Origin of the sequence: Hyunsoonleella sp. 2307UL5-6 (genome assembly GCF_047345485.1) — a bacterium.
Lineage (GTDB): Bacteria > Bacteroidota > Bacteroidia > Flavobacteriales > Flavobacteriaceae > Jejuia.
This window is the reverse complement of sequence record NZ_JBLFEN010000005.1, coordinates 88,211-104,779: the sequence shown is the minus strand read 5'-3', so window position 1 is coordinate 104,779 and position 16,569 is coordinate 88,211. Positions and strand designations below refer to the sequence as shown.

Here is a 16,569-nt window from a genome sequence, read left to right as displayed (position 1 = left end):
CATAATTTTTTGCTTTTAAAGTTTTCAAAAGACTTATATTTGTATCGAAATTTGGTATATAGTTTATGAGTAAATTAGTAATTGTTGGTACAGTAGCCTTTGATGCTATTGAAACACCGTTTGGTAAAACCGACAAAATTTTAGGTGGAGCAGCTACTTTTATTGGCTTGTCTGCATCTCATTTTAATATAGATGCCACACTTGTTTCTGTTGTAGGTGGCGATTTTCCGCAAGATTATTTAGATTTACTCTCAAACAAAAATCTTGATATTTCTGGTATTGAAGTTGTTAAAGATGGTAAAACATTTTTTTGGAGTGGGCGCTATCATAACGATATGAATTCTCGTGACACTTTAGCTACAGAATTAAATACTCTTGCAGATTTTAACCCTGTTGTTCCAAAAAATTATACAGATGCTGATATAGTGATGCTAGGAAATTTACATCCTTTAGTGCAAGCTAGTGTTCTAGATCAAATGACTCTAAAGCCAAAGCTGGCTATTTTAGATACCATGAATTTTTGGATGGATTGTGCATTGGATGATTTATTAAACGTAATAAAACGAGTAGACGTTATTACTATAAATGATGAAGAGGCAAGACAATTAACCGGAGAATACTCTTTGGTTGTAGCAGCAAGAAAAATTCATAATATGGGACCAAAGTATGTGGTCATTAAAAAAGGAGAACATGGCGCGTTATTGTTTCATAATGATGATGTGTTTTATGCACCTGCACTACCTTTAGAAGAAGTGTTTGATCCTACAGGAGCAGGAGACACCTTTGCTGGTGGGTTTGCTGGGTATTTGGCAAAAACAGGAAATGTATCTTTTGAGAATATGAAAAATGCTGTCATCTATGGTTCAACTTTAGCATCATTTTGTGTTGAGAAATTTGGAACCGAGCGTATGCAACAGCTATCAAAAGACGATGTAGAAAAACGACTGTTACAGTTTAAACAACTAACGCAGTTCGATATAGAATTAACATAACAAAACGCACTCTATAAGGGTGCGTTTTTGTTTTATATAATTATTACTTCCGCGAAAGCGAGAAAACAACACCTTTTAAAACATGAGCGATGCTTTAAAACATGAATGCGGAATTGCACTCATAAGACTTAGAAAACCATTAGAATATTACAAAGAAAAGTATGGGAGTGCATTTTACGGCGTAAATAAAATGTATTTAATGATGGAGAAGCAGCACAACCGTGGGCAAGACGGCGCTGGTTTTGCTAGTATAAAGTTAGATACTGAGCCTGGGCAACGCTATATAAGTAGAGTTAGATCTATAGCACAACAACCTATTCAGGATATTTTTGATCAAATAAACGATCGTATAAATACTGAATTTAAAAACCATCCAGAATATAATAATGATGTTGCAGCGCAAAAAAGAAACATCCCCTATATTGGCGAGTTGCTTTTAGGGCATGTACGTTACGGTACTTTTGGCAAAAATAGTGTAGAAAGTGTACACCCATTTTTAAGACAAAATAATTGGATGCACAGAAACTTAATTATGGCAGGAAATTTTAATATGACCAATGTTAAAGAGCTATTTCAAAATTTAATTGAGTTAGGCCAACACCCCAAAGAATACACTGATACTATTACCGTAATGGAAAAAATAGGTCATTTTTTAGATGATGCTGTTAGTAAAATATATAAAAACTTAAAAAAAGAAGGTTATAATAAACAACAAGCATCTCCTCTAATCGCAGAACGCCTTAAAGTATCTAAAATATTAAAACGCGCCGCAAAAAATTGGGACGGTGGTTATGCAATGGCTGGTTTAATTGGCCATGGCGACTCTTTTGTATTGCGAGATCCTGCTGGTATAAGGCCATGTTATTATTATAGTGATGATGAAATTGTTGTTGTAGCATCAGAGCGTCCTGTAATTCAAACCGTGTTTAATGTAAAGTTTGAAGATGTAAATGAGCTACCACCTGGGCATGCAATCATTACAAAAAAAGCAGGTGATTTTAGTATTAAGAAAATTTTAGAACCTATAGAAAGAAAAGCTTGTTCGTTTGAGCGTATTTATTTTTCTAGAGGAAGTGATGCAGAAATTTATCAAGAACGTAAAATGCTTGGTAAGCTTTTAATGCCAAAAGTAATTGAGGCTATTGAGGGTGATTTAAAAAACTCTGTATTCTCTTATATACCGAATACTGCAGAAACTTCTTTTTATGGCATGATAGAAACTGCCGAGTCTGAACTTAATAAAAAGAAAACCGATACTATATTGAATGGGCAACGTAATATTTCAGCAGATAAAGTAACTGAAATCTTATCAGAGCGTATTCGTGTAGAGAAAATAGCCATTAAAGATGTTAAACTGCGTACCTTTATAACAGAAGATAGTAGTCGTGATGATTTAGTAGCACACGTTTACGATATTACTTATGGCGTTATAAAACCTAATGATAATTTAGTTATTATAGATGATAGTATTGTAAGAGGTACTACGCTTAAAAAAAGTATTTTAAAAATGCTAGATCGTTTAGGGCCTAAACGTATTGTTGTTGTGTCTTCTGCACCACAAATACGGTATCCTGATTGTTATGGTATAGATATGGCAAGACTTGAAGATTTGGTAGCGTTTAGAGCTGCATTATCGTTACTAAAAGATAGAAACCAATACCATTTAGTTGAAGAGGTGTATAATAAATGTAAGGCGCAGCGGAATTTTAAGGACAAAAACGTTAAAAACTTTGTAAAAGAAATATATGACCCGTTTACCGATGATGAAATCTCTTTAAAAATATCACAGTTATTGAGTGATACATCTATAAATGCTGAGGTTAAAATATTATTTCAACCAGTTGAAAATTTGCATAAAGCTTGCCCAGAACATTTGGGAGATTGGTATTTTACAGGTAATTATCCAACAGATGGCGGTAATAGAGTCGTTAATAGAGCTTTTCTTAATTTTTACGAAGGCAATAAAGAAAGAGCCTATTAACTTATAATTATTACAAAACTTTACGGTTTATCCGTAAACTATGCGCTTTGTCTGAAAAATGAGCAATTCATCTAATAAATATTCAGATTGTCTGAAATAAATATAAATTGGTCTCACCATAACATAAGTAGGTTAAGTTCATGGTAGATTTGGGGCAAAAAAAGGTGAACATCTGTTCGCCTTTTTTTATGCCCTTCTATAAACAAAAGTTAACTAATAGCTTGTCGTTACATACCTAATTCTCTTTTACTAGTACCGTTCGTCTATCATTTTTTATTCTAAATTCCTTTAAGCCAATTTATAAGCAGTTCAGCCAAAATATTTTCGCAGGCTTTCTCATCGCTATATATTTGACGAACCATAACATAAGTAGGTTAAGTTTATGGTAGATTTGGGGCAAAAAGGTGAACTATCTAGTTCACCTTTTTCATTTTCCATTCCCATGAAAAGTAAAACCTCTTTTTTTATTTTTTTTATTCACTATCATTTTTATCTTACTAGTAATTTATCTTTACAAGATAACATTAGCAAAAAACATACCATATCTTGATTTATTAATGGGATATAGGTAATAGAAGTTAGTATATAACTAGTTGCCCACAATATGAAGAAACTGCTTCAAATAGTATCAATTGGATTTGTAATAATAAAAATAGAACTAAAACGAAAACTTTTGATGAAGCGGAAATGGAATTAATAGATTATAGCAAAGAAGAACGAATAAAAGAATCTCAATATCTGAAAACAAATGTGTTTAATGGACTTGAAAATTTGAATGACGGATTCGACTCTGAATCGATTTACTATTTCTCGGAATCTGACTTTGAAATCGTACTTGACCGAGTTGAAAAAAATGGAATTGCTATTTTCGGAATTGAACCTTGGTTAGATAGAGATTTTTATGATGTTTTAATTTTTGAAGATTATAAAACTGTAGCAAATGACTCAAAATGGTATAGAAAAGCATTTTCAGAATTTAAAAATCGTGGGAAAAATTTAATGTATTCAGCGAGTTACCAAGTACCTAAAAAAATGTTTACGTAATAAAATACAGTAGGCAACACAGTATATAATTTATTGCTAGTTCTAGCATACTTACTAAAGTCCTTGCGTACTTTCTATTTGCTAACTATAGTATCTTAAACACATAACAAAATCATACACTAAACCGTTGTAAACAACATTGCCTCGTCCTGAATAAAGGTTCCATTTATAGGGAGCCTTATTAATAACGTGTTTGTATATGCTTTGTTGCGTGTACAAGCACTAAAATAGCAAATAAAAACTGACAGAGAAAATTCGGAAGATTTTTCGCAAGTAAAAACTGAACTAGCAATGAAGTATATACTTTGTTGCCAACTGTACTTTAAAATCAGTTCAGACGTTCATTGACATACTGAATACTTTATTTTTTTTCGAGGGAAGGCAAATTACTGACAGTCGGAAGTAAAATCATTTTCTCATTTTTAAATACTTAATATTATGAAAATCAATTAGTTGTTCGTTAAATAGTGTTAAATTTTATCAAAAATTCTTTGCTTGTGTGTGATAAACAACAAATATGTCGTATATTTGTACACAACAAACCACTCCCGCCTATGATTGTCATGCGTATCAGGAGTGGTAATTTATTTTATACCAATTCCATTTGAAGATATATAACAAACCTCCGTTAACATATCAAGAGCAATTAGACAGATTAAAAAAAAGAGGTTTAATTGTTAAGAACGAAGCAAAAGCAATCCATTTATTAGAGAATTTAAGTTATTACAGAATTAGTGGATATTTATATCCAATGCTAAAGGATAATAAAGAAGACCATGAATTCAAAGAAGGGAGTACTTTTGAAAATGCATTCCAAATGTATCGTTTTGATAGAGAATTAAAACAATTGATTTCTGGTGACATAGAAAAGATTGAGGTATCTTTCAGAGCAAAATTGACTTACGTTTTATCTCATAAGTATGATGCTTTTTGGTACACTTATGAGGGTTTGTTTAAGAATAAGGATGTGCATTTAAAAAGTCTTGAAACTACCTATAAAATGGTTTCGGACAGTACAGAAGATTTTGCGATAAAATATAGAAAAAATTATGTAAATACTTATCAACCAAGTTGGATGGCTTTAGAAATTGTCACTTTTACCCATCTTTCTGTGGTTTATGAAAATCTAAAAGATACCGCTGCTAAATCTAAAATTTCGGAGCATTATGGAGTTCCATATCAATTGTTAGAAAATTGGTTAAAAATTCTGACATACACAAGAAATATTTGTGCGCACCATTCCAGGTTTTGGAATAGGAATTTATCATTACCAATTAAAAAAGCGACAAAGGAATTACCTTTCAATTGGATTGAGCAAATCGATATACCAAGGAATAAATCTTACATTTATTTAAGTGCTATAAAGTATTTATTAGATAGAGTTAATCCGAAAAATACTTTTACGGAAAGGTTAACCGATTTATTTGATAAATACAATAATATAGATATGCATAAAGGAATGTCATTTCCAGAAGATTGGAAAGAACAACCATTATGGAAATTAGATTCTACTAAATAGATTCCGAAAACAAGCTAAAAAAAAGGTCGGAAAAAAAATAAAGACAATTCAGTAAGTCAGTTGAATAATACTTGGTTCAGTTGTATTGTTGGCAACAAAAGATATAGAGAATAGCTTGACCCGACCTTAGGAGGGTAAACGCCCATAAAAAAAGCAAATCCATTGCTGAATTTGCTTTAATATTTAAAATTGTGAATGTATTACTTTACTGTAGCGTAACGCTTTTCAACCTCATTCCAGTTTATTACATTAAAAAATGCATTGATATAATCTGGACGACGGTTTTGGTAATTTAAGTAATAGGCGTGTTCCCAAACATCTATACCTAAAATAGGTACACCACCACAGCCAATTCCTGGCATTAGTGGATTGTCTTGGTTTGCTGTAGAGCATACCTCTACTTTACCACCTTTATGCACACATAACCAAGCCCAACCAGAGCCAAATTGTGTTGCTGCCGCTTTAGAAAATGCATCCATAAATGCTTCTTTAGAGCCAAATGCGGCATCTATAGCGTCTTTTAATTCTCCTGACAAATATCCTTTTCCTTCAGGATTCATTACACTCCAAAATAAAGAGTGATTGTAAAATCCACCTCCATTGTTTCTAACGCCACCGTTAGTCATATCTAAATTAGTAAGAATATCTTCTATAGATTTTCCTTCTAAATCTGTACCTTCTATAGCAGCATTTAATTTACTTGTATAACCTGCGTGGTGCTTAGAGTGGTGTATTTCCATTGTTCTAGCATCTATGTTTGGTTCTAAAGCATCGTATGCATATCCTAATTCTGGTAATTCAAAAGCCATAATTATTTTTGTTTAAAAAATTAATATTTAATTTCAACAAAGTTAGACATAAAAGACTTCAATTAAAAATAATAAATTGTTATCAACTCATTGATAGTTTTTATCTTGTAAGCAAATTTAATAATATGGCTATACCAAGTGCTTTTACCATTTATAATGCCTCTGCGGGGAGTGGTAAAACGTATACACTTGTAAAATCGTATTTAAAAATTATTTTGGGCGCTAAACATCATGATAGTTTTAAGCGTATTCTAGCTATTACGTTTACAAATAAAGCGGTAGCCGAAATGAAAAGTAGAATTATTGATATGCTTAAAACGTTTGCCGATAAAGCTATTTTAGAGCATAATGACAATACTATGTTTTTAGCGTTATGTGATGAGTTGCAAGTATCGCCAAAAACACTTCATAACAAGTCTAAATCAGTTTTAAATACCATTATTCATAACTATGCGGCTTTTGATATTTCTACAATTGATGGTTTTACGCACCGCATTATTAGAACGTTTGCTTATGATTTAAAGTTGCCATTAAATTTTGAAGTTGAGCTAGATCAAGCTGCACTTTTAAACGAAGCTGTAGATAGTTTGATACATAAGGCTGGTACTAATAAGCAATTAACCGATGTTTTAATAGACTTTGCTATTGAAAAGGCCGATGATGATAAGAGCTGGGATGTATCTTTAGATTTTAATAGGATAGCTAAACTGTTGATAAATGAAAATGATATTCCTTTTATAAATACACTTAAAGACAAGTCTCTTGATGATTTTAATAGGTTAAAAAAACTATTAAAATCTAAAATTGTAGAGGCAGAAGCACTAATTACAACAAATGCTAATGCTGTTTTAAACCATATTGCTGCATCTGGTTTAGAGCATTCTAATTTTAAAAGAGGTAGTTTGCCTAATCATTTTAAAAAAGCAGCAAAGCTTGAGTTTTATCGTTTGTACGATACTAAACTTGAGGAAAATATTTTAGAAAGAAAAGACATTTATAATAAAACCTTAGATTCTGTTTTGGCTGGAATGATTGATAGTATTCTTCCAGAAATAGAGGTGTATTTAAAAACCGTTAAGGCGGCTGTTTTTCATCTTAAATTTTTAAAAGCGTTTTATAAAAATATCACACCACTTTCTGTTTTAAATGCTATTGATAAAGAACTAACTTTTTTAAAGGAGGATCAAAATAAGATGTTGATTTCTGAATTTAATAGTATTATAAGTGAAGAAATTAAAGACCAACCTACACCATTTATATACGAGCGTATTGGCGAAAAATTTAAGCATTATTTTATTGATGAGTTTCAAGATACCTCAGTTAAACAATGGGAAAACTTAATACCACTTGTTAATAATGCACTATCTGCAGAAGCTGGCAGTGCTATGTTAGTAGGTGATGCTAAACAAGCTATTTATAGATGGCGTGGCGGAAAGGCAGAACAATTTATCGATTTATTTAATTTAAAGGTGCATCCGTTTTACAACACCCAAGAGGTTAATAATTTAGAGACTAATTACAGGAGTTTTAAAGAAATTATTAGTTTTAATAACGGGCTGTTTCAATATATTGCAAACGTGGTATTTCAAAATGAAGATTATGCAAAATTATACAATAATGCATATCAAAACGTAAACAATGAACAAGATGGATATGTAGAATTATCTTTTTTAAATATAGAAAAAGAAGATAATAGAGATGAAGTTTTTACAAACGCAGTGTTAAATACCATAAATACCTGTAAAAATAGTGGTTTTGAATATGCTGACATAACCGTTTTAGTAAGAAAGAAGAAGGAGGGTATTGCTATTGCAAATTATTTGAGTGAACATGATATTCCTATTTTATCTTCAGAAACTTTATTAATTGCCAATGCGCCAGAGGTTTTATGTATACACAATATTTTAAAGCTTTTAATGCAACCTAAAAATAATGAGATAAAAATTGAAGTTTTACATTTTTTATCAGAATTATTAGAAATTAAAGATATACATCAGTTTTTTTCAAAACATATCAATCTCTCTTTGCAACAACTATTTAAAACGTTAGAGCAGTATTCTATTTTTGTAAACAGCGCTACTTTAATTCAATTACCGCTATACGATTTAGTAGAAACTATAGCTAGAAGCTTCAACTTAATAAAAAGTACAAATGCCTATTTACAAGGGTATTTTGATGTTGTTTTAGATTTTTATACTAAAAAAGGCTCTAGTATTTCAGGGTTTTTAGATTATTTTGAAAAGAAAAAAGATGTGTTGAGTATTGTGTCTCCAGAAGGTAAAAATGCTGTGCAAATTATGACAATACATAAATCTAAAGGCTTAGAGTTTGATGTGGTGATTTTTCCTTACGCTGATTTAGATATTTATAAAGAAATAGAACCCAAAGAATGGTACCAACTAAATAAGGATATGTATGCGGGTTTTACACACACACTTTTAAATTTTAATTCAGATTTTGAGCATTTTGGACCACAAGGGTTGGCAGTATACAATACCCATAAATCACAACAAGAATTGGATAATATTAACTTGTTGTATGTTGCTTTAACAAGAGCAAAACAACATCTTTATATTATTTCTAAAAATGATGATAACTTAAAAGCAGAAGCTTCTAAAAAGAAATATTCTGGATTATTGATTGAGTATTTGAAACATTTGGGCAAATGGAACGGTATAAGCGATACTTATAGTTTTGGAAATTCTAAAAAAGAAATCAATAGTGTTAAAAATAGTACATTAATAATAGAGCAAAATAAGTTTATATCAAGTGCTAAAGAAGATTTAAATGTTAGCATCGTCACAAAATCAGGAACACTCTGGGATACGCATCAGCAAGAAGCCATAGAAAAAGGTAATTTAGTTCATGATATTATGGCTAAAATAAAAACAAAAGATGATGTTGATATGGCAATACAAGATGCCTATAATGCGTCTAAAATTTCTAAAGACCAAAAAGATGCTATTAAGGCGCTAGTTTTAAAAATTGTAAACCATCGAGAACTAGAAATATATTACCACTCTAAATATACAATATATAACGAGAGAGATATTATTACTGCTACAGGACGAATAATGCGTCCTGATAGATTGGTTATTAATAAGGAGAATAATACCGTTGTAATTATTGACTACAAAACAGGAGAGCCAAGGCAAAGTCACAAAAATCAACTCCACGACTATGGTACCACCATAGAAAGTATGGGATATGTAATTGCTAAAAAAATCCTTGTTTACAGTAATAAAGACATATATATAGAAACTTTTTAAAGCAGATTAAAGAATTATTTTTCTCATAATGTGCTTATTTGCACTAATTGTTATCTAAAATCATTCTGAAATACCTATGAATAAAGGTAATGTCCAATTTTTTTATATATTTGTCTTTGTTAATAACATTTAACAACTTACTTTTGTTCACGATTAACACTTAAAAATTAAACTTTTGAATATGAAAAATCTTAGCCGATTATTGTTAGCTATGTTGCTTGTACTAGGTTATAGCAACGTTGATGCGCAAGACAAAAACAACCCTTGGCAAATTACCATTGGAGTTAATGCAGTTGATGCTTACCCTACAGGTGATGGTCTACTTACTACTGGCGGTACAGCTAGTGAAACTATTTTTGATGAGTTTGCTAACGTAGACGATCATTACAACATTTTACCCTCATTATCTACTATTTCTGTTTCTAAATACATAGGAAATGGATTTTCTTTTGGAGTAGCTGGATCTTTAAACAAAATTGATCAGTGGGGAGATGTTCCAGGATCAGTTGAAGATGTTACAAGTAATGTAGACGATTTATCTTACTACGGTTTAGATGGTACTATTAAATATGGTATCGGAGAGGCTTTAGAGTGGAAAACTTTCGATCCTTTTGTTGGAATCGGTGGTGGTTACACTTGGATTGATGAAGTTGGAGCTGGTACCTTAAACGGTACTTTAGGTTTTAACCTTTGGTTTAATGAAAACATTGGTTTAACTATCCAATCATCTTACAAACATGCGTTTGAAGATTATTTAGATACACACTTCCAACATTCTGCGGGGATTTCAATTAGATTTGGAGGAACTGATACTGACGGTGATGGAATTTACGATAAAGATGATGCTTGTCCAGATGTTGCTGGTTTAGAAGCATTCAACGGATGTCCTGATACTGATGGTGATGGAATTGAAGACAGTAAAGATGATTGTCCTAATGAAGCTGGTGCAGCTGAATTCAACGGATGTCCTGATGCTGACGGTGATGGTGTTGTTGATAAAAACGATAACTGTCCTACTGTAGCTGGTTTAAAAGCTTTGGCTGGTTGTCCTGATGCTGATGGTGACGGTGTTACTGATGCTGATGATAAATGTCCAGACGAAGCAGGTCCTGCTGCAAACAAAGGTTGTCCTTGGGCTGATAAAGATGGTGACGGTGTACTAGACAAAGACGATAAATGTCCAGATGTTAAAGGTACTGTTGCAAACAATGGTTGTCCTGAAGTAACTGAAGCAGTTCAAGCTACTTTAAACGAATATGCTAAAACTATCTTATTCGATACAGGTAAATCTACTATTAAAGCACAATCTGCAGCTGTTTTAGCTGATATTATTGCAATTCTTAAAGAATACCCAACTGCTAAGTTTACAGTAGAAGGTCATACGGATAGTGTTGGTAGTGATACATTAAACCAGAGATTATCTGACTCTAGAGCTAATTCTGTTAAAGAATACTTAGTAACTAATGGTATTGATGCATTTAGATTATCTGCTCTTGGATACGGAGAATCTAGACCAATAGACTCTAACAAGACTAGAGCTGGTAGAGCTAATAACAGACGTGTAGAAATTAACTTAGCAAAATAAGATTAGTTAATTCTTAACATAAATAAGTTTAAAAACGCTTCGGTATTCCCGAAGCGTTTTTTATTTTTATATATATGACCAGTTTTATTTTTGATGTTTTAAAAGATTTACAAAAGAGTAATTATAACTTTTCTGAATTAACGTTTATTCTGCCCAGTAAAAGAGCTGGTTTATTCTTAAAACATCAACTATCTAAAGTAAACAAAACATCAATATTTGCTCCAGATATATTAAGTATTGAAGAGTTTGTAGAAGAGGTATCACACCTTAAAAGCGCAAACAATACAGATTTGCTTTTTGAATTTTATGCTACTTATCAAGACTTAACAGAAAAACCGAAACAAGACACATTCGAGTCGTTTACTAAATGGGGGCAAATATTATTACAAGACTTTAACGAGATTGATCGTTATCTTATTCCACAAGAACAAATTTTTGAATATTTAGGAGCTATTCAAGAAATTAACCATTGGTCTTCTGAAAAAAATCAAACAGAATTTATAAAAAAGTATCTTTCATTTTGGAATAAGCTAACAACATATTACAAACATTTTACCTCTGCTTTAATAGATAAGAAGATTGGATATCAAGGCTTAATTTATAGAGAAGCCGCTAAAAATATAGAGTCTTATTTAAAAAAGATAGATGACAAAACATTCATTTTTTTAGGGTTTAATGCCTTAAATACTGCAGAAGAAACTATCATACAAGAACTACTTAAAAATGATGTTGCTAAAATCTATTGGGATATTGATGCTAATTTTATAGATAATACAAAACACGATGCTGGTTATTTTATTAGATCACATAGTGCTAGCTGGCCTCATTTTAAAACTCAAGCTTTTAAATGGTTAACTTCACATTATTCAGAACATAAAAACATATCAGTTTTTGGAATTCCTAAAAACGTTGGGCAAGCAAAATATATAGGAGAATTGCTAGAAAACTTAAAGGCAACTCCCAAAGGTTTAGAAAACACTGCGGTAGTTTTAGGTGATGAGAATTTACTAGTACCAGTTTTAAATTCGCTACCAACAAGTATAGAAGCGCTTAATATTACAATGGGTTTTCCTTTAAAATCAATTCCATTAGCATCACTTTTTGAGCATTTATTTCGTATTCATAAAACCAGTTCTAAAAATTTCTACTATAAAGATATTATTACAGTAGTATCGCATCCATTTATTAAACCATTATTTTTAAACGATACCATAGATACAGCAAATAAACTTGTTGAATATATAAATAGTAATAACCTTACGTATCTTAAAATTGAAGAGCTTACGCAAATTGTACCAAAACAGGAAAAACTTTTAGGTTTGTTATTTTCTCAATGGGATACATCAATAGAAACCGCTATATCTAACTGTACTAATTTAATATTTAATATTAAAACGCACTTAGATGACGACAAGTCATCAAATAGGTTGTCTCTAGAGTATTTGTACCGATTCAATACATTATTTAATGAAGTTTTAAGACTAAATACAACGTACAATTACATTAAGGATATAGCATCTCTTTATAGTGTTTATAAAGAATTACTAAGTTCTGAGACTTTAGACTTTTTGGGCGAACCTTTAGAAGGTTTACAAATTATGGGAATGTTAGAATCTCGTGTTTTAGATTTTGAGACTGTTATTATTTCTTCTGTAAACGAGGGTGTATTGCCTGCAGGAAAGAGTAATAATTCTTTTATACCTTTTGATGTAAAACTAGAGAACAATTTACCAACCTATAAAGAAAAAGATGCGGTATACACCTACCATTTTTATAGGTTATTACAGCGCGCCAAAAAGGTTTATATACTTTACAACACAGAAGCAGATGTGTTAATTGGGGGTGAAAAAAGTAGATTTATTACCCAACTAGAATTAGAAGGTATTCATACAATTAATCATAGCATAGTAGTGCCTAAAGTGCCCATAATTACTCAAGAACTAAAAGTAATTACTAAAACAGAAGCGTTATTAGCAGCTGTTTTTTCTGTGGCAAAAAAAGGATTTTCTCCTTCATCATTAACAAATTACATGAGGAACCCTATCGACTTTTATTATCAAAAGATTTTAAAAATTCGAGAATATGAAGATGTTGAGGAAACTGTTGCGGCAAATACCTTAGGAACTGTTGTACATAATACACTAGAAGATTTTTACACACCTTTTATCAATCAGGTTTTAACTGTAGAGCTTATTAAAAATTTAAAATCTAAAATTGAAGAACGTGTAAGTTTTCATTTTAAAAATGAATATAAAGAAGGTGATATTTCAAAAGGAAAAAACCTTATTGTATTTGAAATCGCTAAGCGCTACGTTTTAAATTTTTTAAATGCTGAAATTGAGGATGTAAAAGCTGGTAATGAGATAAAAATTCTTCAAATTGAAGCAAACAACGATATCACTTTAAGTATTCAAGAGCTTGATTTTCCAGTTAGAATTACAGGAAAAGTAGATCGTGTAGATGCCTATAATGGCACCACAAGAATAATAGATTATAAAACAGGTAGTGTACAACAAAACCAAGTAGAGGTTGTGGATTGGGATGCTATTACAACAGATTATAAAAAATATAGTAAAAGCTTTCAGATATTAACGTATGCATACATGATGTATACATCTAATAAAATTAGCCTTCCAATTGAAGCTGGTATTATTTCGTTTAAAAACTTAGGCTCAGGATTTTTAAAATTTGCTAAAAAAGAAAGTTCTAGAGGAAAAAAGAATACTTTAATTACAATAGACACTATTGAAGCATTCGAAATAGAGTTAAAACGCCTAATTTTAGAAATATGTAATCCAGATATAGATTTTACTGAAAAAGAAGTATAAACATGAAAATTTCAAAAAATATAATAGTACAAGGGAAACATGAAAAACCAATTTTAGTAGATGTTTTTTATAATGACTATGCAAAACCCAAACCTATTGTTATCTTTTGTCATGGTTATAAAGGTTTTAAAGATTGGGGTGCTTGGGATATTATGGCAAATGCATTTGCTGAAGCAGGATTCTTTTTCATAAAATTTAATTTTTCACATAATGGAGGCACCGTTGAGCAACCTATTGATTTTCCAGATTTAGAGGCATTTGGTAATAACAATTACACTAAAGAGTTAGATGATCTAGAAACTGTGTTGGATTGGAGTTCTTCAAACAACAATTATAAAGCAAATAGCGATACAAATAATATACATATAATTGGCCACAGTCGTGGCGGTGGTATAGTAACCATAAAAGCAGAAGAAGATGCGCGAATTAGTAAAGTGGTAAGTCTTGCAGGGGTTTGCGCATATGGTAAACGTACTGCTACTATTGGTAACTTAGAAGAGTGGAAAAAAGATGGTGTTAAATATGTAATGAATGGCAGAACAAAACAACAAATGCCACATTTCTATCAATTTTATGAGAATTTTATTGAGAATGAGGAGCGCTTAACCATAAAACGAGCTGTTTCAAATTTAAAAATTCCATATTTAATTATTCATGGTGATAAAGATACTAGTGTATTGATTGATGAGGCTTACAAACTTCACCAATGGAATTCTGATAGCCAACTAGAAATTATAGAAGGTGCAGACCATGTATTTAACGTAAAGCATCCTTGGGATAATATGGAAGTTTCTAAAGAGCTAAAAATGGCAACTGAAAAAATGATTACTTTTTTTAATAAATAACTGTACAGTGCAAACTTCAAAATTTTCAGTATTATATAGACATGCACAAATTGCTAAATTGAGAACAGAAACTTTCGATTTGGCGATTATAGGTGGCGGTATTACAGGAGCTGGTATTGCTTTAGATGCTACTGCTAGAGGACTAAAAGTGTGTCTTGTAGAGAAAAACGATTTTGCTTCTGGCACCAGTAATAAATCCACCAAACTTATACACGGTGGTTTACGTTATTTAAAGAATTTTGAAATTAGTTTGGTAAGAGAATCAGGGTCTGAACGTGCCATTGTTCACAACTTAGCACCGCACCTAGTTACACCTCAAAAAATGCTATTGCCTTTAATTGAAGGCGGCACTTATGGAAAACTAATGACCGCTTTAGGTTTAAAAGTATATGATTTTCTAGCGGATGTAAAGGGTGATGATAGACGAAAAATGCTAGATAAAGTAGAAACTTTAGAAAAAGAGCCTTTACTAAATACGCAAACTGTAGTTGGCGGTGGTTTGTATGCTGAATATAGAACAGATGACGCACGATTAACTATTGAAATCTTAAAAAAAGCAACCCAATTAGGCGCTACCGTTGTGAATTATTGTGAAATGACAGGATTTAATTACGATAGCGCGTCCAAAATAGAAAGTTTAAATTGTAAAGATTTAAATACTGAAAATGTATTGACTATAAAGGCTAAAAACTATGTGTCAGCCGCTGGACCTTGGGTTGATAATGTGCGAAAAAAAGATAAGTCTATTACCAATAAAAGGTTGCACCTTACAAAGGGTGTACATTTAGTGTTTCCTTTTAATAAATTACCCGTAAAGCAATCCATTTATTTTGATGTGCCCGATGGTAGAATGGTATTTGCTATTCCAAGAGGACGTACCACCTATGTTGGCACTACAGATACTGATTATTCTGGAAGTTTAGATCGTGTTATTGCAACAAAAGCAGATGCGAATTATCTTTTAAACGCTGTAAACAACATGTTTAAAACGGTAAATTTAACTATTGATGATATTGAATCTAATTGGGCTGGTTTGCGACCTTTAATTCATGAAGACGATAAATCTGCTTCAGAGTTATCCCGAAAAGACGAAATATTCGTATCAGATAGCGGCTTGATATCTATGGCTGGCGGAAAGCTTACCGGGTATAGAAAAATGGCTTATAGAGCTTTAAATGCAGTTTTAAACACATATAGTGAAGAAGAGGATAAGCTCAAGTTTGAAACTTCAAAAACGGAAACGTTAACGTTAGTAAACCCCGCACTTACTACTAACGATGAAGTGCAAGCGTATCAAAAAAAAATAGAAAAACAGCTAGCTAATTTAGGTATTAATGATGCTTATCACTCTTGGTACCTATGCTCGTTTTATGGTAAACAAGCCGATATTATCATTGATAAATCAAAAACATTTAGTACTAATACCAGCTTGGAACATTTAATTCGAGCTGAACTTTGGTATAGCGTATATTATGAGATGGTAAATAGTTTAAATGATTTTTTTATAAGACGTACAGGGCGATTGTATTTTGATATAGAAAGTATTAAACATTACAAAGCTATAATTATAAAGGATATCTCCGAATATTTAAATTGGGATAAGGGTAGGATTAAAATAGAAGAAGATAGATTAAATACCGCACTCCAAGACGCGACTACATTTTACGATGAAGATTTTATATAAAAAAAGCAATACC

10 protein-coding genes are annotated in these 16,569 nt (G+C 31.6%); 9 read left to right on the top strand and 1 reads right to left on the bottom strand.

Annotated features, from left to right (window positions below; all coding sequences use genetic code 11):
• The first annotated feature begins 65 nt into the window (after positions 1-65).
• The 4 genes from ACKGJY_RS10520 (at position 66) to ACKGJY_RS10505 (ending at position 5,536) form a co-directional block, all read left to right on the top strand.
• Positions 66-992: a PfkB family carbohydrate kinase gene (locus tag ACKGJY_RS10520; RefSeq protein WP_413973848.1), complete on the top strand. Its 927-nt coding sequence runs from the start codon at positions 66-68 to the stop codon at positions 990-992.
• An 82-nt stretch (positions 993-1,074) separates the two neighbouring features.
• Positions 1,075-2,973 (top strand): amidophosphoribosyltransferase, encoded by a 1,899-nt coding sequence (locus tag ACKGJY_RS10515; protein ID WP_413973847.1) that lies wholly within the window; start codon positions 1,075-1,077, stop codon positions 2,971-2,973.
• Positions 2,974-3,660: 687 nt separating this feature from the next.
• Positions 3,661-4,017 carry a hypothetical protein gene (locus ACKGJY_RS10510; protein ID WP_413973846.1) on the top strand — a complete coding sequence of 119 codons (357 nt, stop codon included), beginning with the start codon at positions 3,661-3,663 and terminating at the stop codon, positions 4,015-4,017.
• Between the two features lie 604 nt (positions 4,018-4,621).
• The gene (locus tag ACKGJY_RS10505) at positions 4,622-5,536 is read left to right on the top strand and encodes an Abi family protein (RefSeq protein ID WP_413973845.1); all 915 of its coding nucleotides are present in this window, start codon (positions 4,622-4,624) and stop codon (positions 5,534-5,536) included.
• A 200-nt stretch (positions 5,537-5,736) separates the two neighbouring features.
• Here ACKGJY_RS10505 and ACKGJY_RS10500 read toward each other — a convergent pair whose 3' ends face one another.
• Complete coding sequence (locus ACKGJY_RS10500; protein WP_413973844.1) at positions 5,737-6,345, bottom strand: superoxide dismutase; 609 nt, start codon at positions 6,343-6,345, stop codon at positions 5,737-5,739.
• 125 nt (positions 6,346-6,470) lie between these two features.
• Between ACKGJY_RS10500 and ACKGJY_RS10495 the strand changes: the two genes are divergently transcribed.
• The 5 genes from ACKGJY_RS10495 to ACKGJY_RS10475 all read left to right on the top strand — a co-directional run bounded on the left by ACKGJY_RS10495 (position 6,471) and on the right by ACKGJY_RS10475 (position 16,556).
• Entirely contained in the window at positions 6,471-9,614 is a 3,144-nt protein-coding gene (locus tag ACKGJY_RS10495) for a UvrD-helicase domain-containing protein (RefSeq protein WP_413973843.1), read from the top strand.
• A 181-nt stretch (positions 9,615-9,795) separates the two neighbouring features.
• Positions 9,796-11,199, top strand: a complete 1,404-nt coding sequence (locus ACKGJY_RS10490; RefSeq protein WP_413973842.1) for an OmpA family protein — start codon at positions 9,796-9,798, stop codon at positions 11,197-11,199.
• Positions 11,200-11,273: 74 nt separating this feature from the next.
• Entirely contained in the window at positions 11,274-14,027 is a 2,754-nt protein-coding gene (locus ACKGJY_RS10485; RefSeq protein ID WP_413973841.1) for a PD-(D/E)XK nuclease family protein, read from the top strand.
• 2 nt (positions 14,028-14,029) lie between these two features.
• Positions 14,030-14,872, top strand: coding sequence for an alpha/beta hydrolase family protein (locus ACKGJY_RS10480; protein WP_413973840.1), 843 nt, complete (start codon positions 14,030-14,032; stop codon positions 14,870-14,872).
• 7 nt (positions 14,873-14,879) lie between these two features.
• A complete protein-coding gene (locus tag ACKGJY_RS10475; protein WP_413973839.1) occupies positions 14,880-16,556 on the top strand; it encodes a glycerol-3-phosphate dehydrogenase/oxidase in 1,677 nt (558 codons plus the stop codon).
• The last annotated feature ends 13 nt before the right edge of the window (positions 16,557-16,569 follow it).

Bases quoted from the DNA above. Each gene is read 5' to 3' on its own strand.
- ACKGJY_RS10520 (WP_413973848.1), top strand. From the start codon at position 66: ATGAGTAAATTAGTAATTGTTGGTACAGTAGCCTTTGATGCTATTGAA.
- ACKGJY_RS10515 (WP_413973847.1), top strand. From the start codon at position 1,075: ATGAGCGATGCTTTAAAACATGAATGCGGAATTGCACTCATAAGACTT.
- ACKGJY_RS10510 (WP_413973846.1), top strand. From the start codon at position 3,661: ATGGAATTAATAGATTATAGCAAAGAAGAACGAATAAAAGAATCTCAA.
- ACKGJY_RS10500 (WP_413973844.1), bottom strand. From the start codon at position 6,345: ATGGCTTTTGAATTACCAGAATTAGGATATGCATACGATGCTTTAGAA.
- ACKGJY_RS10495 (WP_413973843.1), top strand. From the start codon at position 6,471: ATGGCTATACCAAGTGCTTTTACCATTTATAATGCCTCTGCGGGGAGT.
- ACKGJY_RS10490 (WP_413973842.1), top strand. From the start codon at position 9,796: ATGAAAAATCTTAGCCGATTATTGTTAGCTATGTTGCTTGTACTAGGT.
- ACKGJY_RS10485 (WP_413973841.1), top strand. From the start codon at position 11,274: ATGACCAGTTTTATTTTTGATGTTTTAAAAGATTTACAAAAGAGTAAT.
- ACKGJY_RS10480 (WP_413973840.1), top strand. From the start codon at position 14,030: ATGAAAATTTCAAAAAATATAATAGTACAAGGGAAACATGAAAAACCA.